At 62.8% G+C, this 5,182-nt stretch carries 6 protein-coding genes; 5 read left to right on the top strand and 1 reads right to left on the bottom strand.

The window, feature by feature from the left end; translation table 11 throughout:
- The 3 genes from GEV05_30385 to GEV05_30395 all read left to right on the top strand — a co-directional run.
- The coding region (locus GEV05_30385) for a hypothetical protein (protein MPZ47589.1) at positions 1–778 on the top strand (778 nt) is incomplete at its 5' end.
- On the top strand, positions 775–1,740 hold the full coding sequence (locus GEV05_30390; protein MPZ47590.1) for a tripartite tricarboxylate transporter substrate binding protein: 966 nt from the start codon (positions 775–777) through the stop codon (positions 1,738–1,740). The genes GEV05_30385 and GEV05_30390, both read left to right, overlap by 4 nt.
- Position 1,741: 1 nt before the next feature.
- Positions 1,742–2,377, top strand: a complete 636-nt coding sequence (locus GEV05_30395) for a hypothetical protein (GenBank protein MPZ47591.1) — start codon at positions 1,742–1,744, stop codon at positions 2,375–2,377.
- A 36-nt stretch (positions 2,378–2,413) separates the two neighbouring features.
- On the opposite strand, the gene GEV05_30400 is transcribed toward GEV05_30395, so the two are convergent.
- Positions 2,414–2,839: a hypothetical protein gene (locus GEV05_30400; protein ID MPZ47592.1), complete on the bottom strand. Its 426-nt coding sequence runs from the start codon at positions 2,837–2,839 to the stop codon at positions 2,414–2,416.
- Positions 2,840–3,542: 703 nt separating this feature from the next.
- Here GEV05_30400 and GEV05_30405 point away from each other — a divergent pair.
- Both GEV05_30405 and GEV05_30410 read left to right on the top strand, forming a co-directional pair.
- Positions 3,543–3,875 carry a helix-turn-helix domain-containing protein gene (locus GEV05_30405; protein MPZ47593.1) on the top strand — a complete coding sequence of 111 codons (333 nt, stop codon included), beginning with the start codon at positions 3,543–3,545 and terminating at the stop codon, positions 3,873–3,875.
- Positions 3,865–5,127 carry a type II toxin-antitoxin system HipA family toxin gene (locus GEV05_30410; protein ID MPZ47594.1) on the top strand — a complete coding sequence of 421 codons (1,263 nt, stop codon included), beginning with the start codon at positions 3,865–3,867 and terminating at the stop codon, positions 5,125–5,127. The genes GEV05_30405 and GEV05_30410 overlap by 11 nt, the downstream gene beginning before the upstream one ends.
- Positions 5,128–5,182 lie beyond the last annotated feature (55 nt).

Here is a 5,182-nt window from a genome sequence, read left to right on the forward strand (position 1 = left end):
CCGCCGCTTCGGAACACCGGTCACCTCGTCGAACCTGCATCAGCGCGATCTCTCCGAGCGCACCGCCAATCGGCTGTTCGATCTGCCGCCCGAAGTGACGGTCGTGACCAATCTGCAGGCCGATGGAAAACCGGTCGGCATCCTGGGCGACGGCGAAATCGTCTGGCACTCCGACTTCTCGTTCAAGGAGCGACCGACGGCGGCGCGCATGTTGCTCGCCAGGGAGATTCCGGCGGCGGGACAAGGCAAGACGTACTTCGTGAACTGCTATGCCGCTTACGAGACGCTTTCCGACGAGATGAAGCGCCGGGTCGCGGGCAAGACGATCAAGCAGGGGAACGTGGTCGACACCGCGATGAAGCTGCGTCCGGGCGCCAAGCTCGATACGGATGTTCGCGACCTGCCGGGCCCGAGCCATCCCGTCGTCGCGACGCATCCGAAGACCGGACGCAGCATGCTTTACCTGGGACGCCGCCACAGCGCCTATGTGAACGGCCTCTCGATCGACGATTCCGAAGCGCTGCTGAACGAGCTGTGGGCGCACGCGACCGATCCGCGCTTCTGCTATACCCACGTCTGGCAGGTCGGCGATGTCGTGGTGTGGGACAACCAGGCAACGCTGCACAAGCGCGATGCGTTCGAATCGTCGAGCCGCCGTGTCCTTTACGCTTCACAAGTCGAAGGCGAGCGTCTGGTCGAGACGCCGGACGCGCTTTCGCGTGCTGCGCATCCGCGCTTTGCAGCGAGTCGATCCAAGGTGGAGCGCGTACGCTCGTGAGCGGAAAACTCGGAGCGCTCGGGCTTCTGGCCCTCGGTCTTTGTTGCACCAGCGGCGCCGCCGCTCAGACTTATCCCAGCAAGCCGATCCGCATCCTGGTCGGGTTCTCGCCCGGCGGCGCCGTCGACATCTCGGCGCGCGTCGTCGCACAAAAGCTCGCCCAAACGATCGGGCAGCCGGTAATAGTCGACAATCGCCCGGGCGCATCCGGCAATATCGCGGCGGACCTGACGGCGAAGGCGCCCCCCGACGGTCACGCCCTGCTCGTGGCGAACGTGACGATCGCGATGCCGAGCCTGTTCGCGAAGCTCGCGTACGACGTCACGCGCGATCTCACACCGGTGAGCCTGATCGCCGTGGGTCCTTCGGTGCTCGTCGTGCATCCGTCGGTGCCGGTGCGGAACGTGAAGGAGCTGATCGCGCTCGCTCGCGCCAAGCCGAAAGCGTTCTTGTACGGCTCCGGCGGCGTCGGCAACATCACCCACCTCGAGATGGAGCTGCTCGCATCGATGACGAAGGCCGACATGGTGCACGTGCCCTACAAGGGCGGCGGGCCGGCGGCGGTGGCGCTGCTGTCGGGCGAGGTCGGGATGATCTTCGGCGAGCCGGCTTCGATGATCGCCTATCTCAAGGCGGGCAAGCTGCGCGCGATCGCCGTCACCAGCGCCAAGCGCGCGCTGTCGCTGCCGGAGCTGCCGACCGTCGCCGAGGCCGGGGTGCCGGGGTTCGACGTGACCTCCTGGAACGGCATCCTGACCCCGGCCGGCACGCCGCGGGAGATCATCGCGCGGCTCAATGCGGAGTTGAACAGGATCATCGCCGCGCCGGCGATGCGTGAGCGCCTGATCAGCCTGGGTTACGAGCCGGTCGGCGGGCCGCCGGAGAAGTTCGGCGCGCTCATTACGAGCGAGCTGGCGAAGTGGGCGCCGGTGGTAAAAGCCGCCAACATCCGGGTGGACTGACATGACTAAGGGCATTCTGCTGAACGCGCGCAATCATGCGAGCGTGCCGCGCGACGAGTACGACGACTGGTATCAGGACGAGCATCTGCCCGAGCGTTCCCGGGTACCGGGGTTCCTCACCGCCGAGCGCTGGGTGGATGTGAACGATCCCAACGTCTCGGTGGCGGTCTACGATCTGGCAAGCGTCGACGTGCTCGGCTCGGCCGCGTATCGCGCGGTGGGCTACGACAACCTTTCGCCGTGGACGCGACGCGTTGCCCGCCTGAGTGAACGCCTGCTGCGCTTCGAAGGCACGCAAACGCTCCCGGGCGATGCGCCGAGCCCGAGCGGTTCGGGCGCACTATTGGTGAACGCGATGAACGCGGCGCCGGAAGGCGAAGCTGAATTCAACCGCTGGTACGACGAGGAGCACATCCCCGCGCTTTCGGCGGTGCCCGGGACCCTGCTCGCGCGGCGCTTCCGCGCCACCGCTACGAGCAAGCAGTGGCATCTGGCGCTCTATCACCTGGAATCGCCCGACATGGTCGCAACCGAGGCGTGGGCCAAGGCGGTCGCGACACCGTGGACCCAGCGCATCCGGCCGTTCATGCGCGATCGCCTTCGCATCGTGTGCCGGCCGTATCGGCAATTGGACTGAAACGCGGACTGAAACGCGGACTGAAACGCCGCCAGCTCACCTCGGTTGCAGCAAGCCATGCAGGTGCTTGCCGAAATCGGTGTTGTCCTGATAGCCGCGGAACCGTTCCGCGCCCGGTCCGATCGCCCCCACCGCGACCGGCTCCGTCGTGTGGCCTGAGGTTCCCCAGTAGAACCCGGTTTGGCGAGCGACCATGCGCCCCAGCGCGCTTTGCGGCAGGTAGTTGAAATTGCGCTCGTCGGTCTTGCGCTCGAGCACCAGCCGGCGAAGGTCGTCGTCGAGCCGGAAGCCCGGAAAATGCGCCGCGACCAGCTGGTCCAGCGCTGCCGCGATGGGCTTCCTTCCGAGCATGTCCCTCGCCCGGCGCAACGATATGCGGGACGCGCTCCAGCAGCCGTAACTCGGCCTCGCCGGCATAGAGCCGGTTGCTGCTAGACAGGGTTTCGAGATCCTTGAGCGCATAGGTCGGGGAGAAGCCGCCCGTCTCGTGGTCGCCGGTGACGATCACCAGTGTCCGGGGTGTCCGGGTGACTGCGTTGGTATTCCAGCGCCACCTTCACCGCGTCGTCGGCCGCCCAAAGCGCGCGCATCAGCGCCGCCGCATCTGCTCATGTGGGCCGCGGTATCGGTGTTCTCGTTTTCGACCAGCAGGACGAAGCCATTCGCATTCTATTTGAGGAGCGTCGCGAGTTCGGCGTCATTCAACACTCTGGCTACCTCACAGTCCATGCAGCCGCACCGTACCTCGGTAAATCGCTGCCATGCAAAATCGTGGGGCTACGTAGTGGCACTGTTGCAACGAATACAGATCCGATTCGTGAACTTAAGGACCGGCGCTTTCAGGCTTCCGACTCGGAAATTCTTGCGCTTCGCAGGATGGAAGTAGCTAGGATCAGCTTGGGTAGGAAGACTGGAGAGCGAGCGTAGATCGGAGGCCTTAGTCCGATGCTCACCGGTATTTGCGGGATCACCGCAAATCCAGCATATCGTTCTCGGATCGGGCTCATCATAAAGCCTTGGCCTGCTCGTAGATATTTTTGCCTATTAGGTTAGGCGTTAAAAAATTTAGTGCTCAGTTAAATAGGCATTATATGCAATACACTGTTGGCTTATTTTCTAATGTAGCCTAATATATTAGATTATATTCAACTTAGCGCCTAATATTATGGGCATAAAAACTCTCCCCACTGCGGCTACTGAGCGCATCAAGGAGCTTGGCTACCGCGCTCGGCTGGCCAGGGTCCGGCGCGGCATGTCGATCGCCGAAGTCGCTGCCAAGGCAGGTATCAACCGTAATACGCTCAACGCGCTTGAGCTCGGGAAGCACGGCGTTGCGATGGGGGCCTACGTCACCGTTCTGTGGGTGCTCGGTCTCGACAAAACTCTGGATGGCGTCGCTCACCCCGACGCCGATACTCACGGCAAGACGCTGGAGGCGTCGCGCCGGCCGGCGCGCGTTCGCAAATCGCAGAAGTCGAAAAACGAATATGACTTCTGAACGCCAGGCCTACGTGTACGTTCAGTTGCCCGGCACTCTCAACACCGTGCCGGCGGCTTTGCTCAAGGTCGAAATGCTGCCCGACGGAACATTCGTCGGCCGCTTTCGCTATGGCGACCGCTACCTGGAACGCAAGGACGCGATTGCGCTTGACCCTTTCCAGCTACCGCTCGGCGATACCGTTCACGAATTCACCAAGCTGAAGGGCATTCCCGGCGCTGTGCGCGATGCAGGGCCCGACGCCTGGGGCCGGCGCGTGATCGAGCACAAGCTGGAACGTAGTTCCGGCGACTTGGAAGAGATTGACTACCTGCTGAACGGGCCACAGGATGGCGCCGGCTACCTGAGCTTCGGCTCCAAGCTGGAGCCCCCAGCGCCGAAACGCTGGTACAACCGCACGCATCAACTGGCAGAGCTGGTCGCAGCCGCGGAGGCGATAGAAATGGGCGAACGCGTGCCCGTCAAAATTCTCGAGCAGCTCGAGCCCGGCACCTCCATGGGCGGTGCAAGGCCCAAGGCCACGATCGAGGACGGCAACCGCCTCTGGCTCGGCAAGTTCCCTGAAAAAGGCGATCGCTACAACCTCCAGCGAGTGGAATACGCGACGCTTGAGCTTGCGCGCCGTTGCGGGATTGCCACCTGCAATGCTCGCCTCCAGTCCGTCGCGGGACACGACGTACTCATGGTGGAGCGCTTCGACCGCGAATATACAGAGGGAGGCTATCTACGTTTCGGACTCGTCAGTAGCCTGACCTTGCTCGACTGCGACGACAACTACCTGGACCGGGAGCGCTGGTCGTATCTGTTACTTGCCGATCAGCTGCGCCGCTGGTCGGAGAAGCCCGACGCAGATCGCATCGAGCTATTTCGGCGTATCGTCTTCAACGCCGCCGTAACGAACAACGATGACCATCCCCGCAACCATGCGGTGCTTCGTACCGAGCATGGATGGCGCCTGACGCCGGCGTATGACCTTGTGCCCACGCCGCTGGTCAGCCTCGAGCGACGGGATCTTGCGATGACTGTTGGGGCCTACGGCCGCACGGCAAGCATCTACAACCTGCTTTCCCAATGCGAGCGGTTCGGGTTGCCTGCCGAAGCAGCTAGGAAGGAAATCGAGAGCATCGTAGAGATTGTCCGGGTGTGGCGCGATCATTTCCTAGCCTGCGGCGTGTCGAAAAAGGATGTCGATTACATGGCGCAGGCGTTCCTGCCTGAGTGTTTTTTCTTCGAGAAGCCTCCAGAGGATTGAAACGATATGCTCGGCGCGATCATCGGTGACATCGTCGGTTCGATTTATGAGTTTA

The organism is Betaproteobacteria bacterium (genome assembly GCA_009377585.1).
In the GTDB taxonomy this organism is placed as follows: domain Bacteria; phylum Pseudomonadota; class Gammaproteobacteria; order Burkholderiales; family WYBJ01; genus WYBJ01.

Excerpts from the sequence above, each read along its gene's own strand:
- GEV05_30400 (MPZ47592.1), bottom strand. The coding sequence starts at position 2,839 with ATGCGCTCAAGGATCTCGAAACCCTGTCTAGCAGCAACCGGCTCTATG.
- GEV05_30410 (MPZ47594.1), top strand. The coding sequence starts at position 3,865 with ATGACTTCTGAACGCCAGGCCTACGTGTACGTTCAGTTGCCCGGCACT.
- GEV05_30405 (MPZ47593.1), top strand. The coding sequence starts at position 3,543 with ATGGGCATAAAAACTCTCCCCACTGCGGCTACTGAGCGCATCAAGGAG.
- GEV05_30395 (MPZ47591.1), top strand. The coding sequence starts at position 1,742 with ATGACTAAGGGCATTCTGCTGAACGCGCGCAATCATGCGAGCGTGCCG.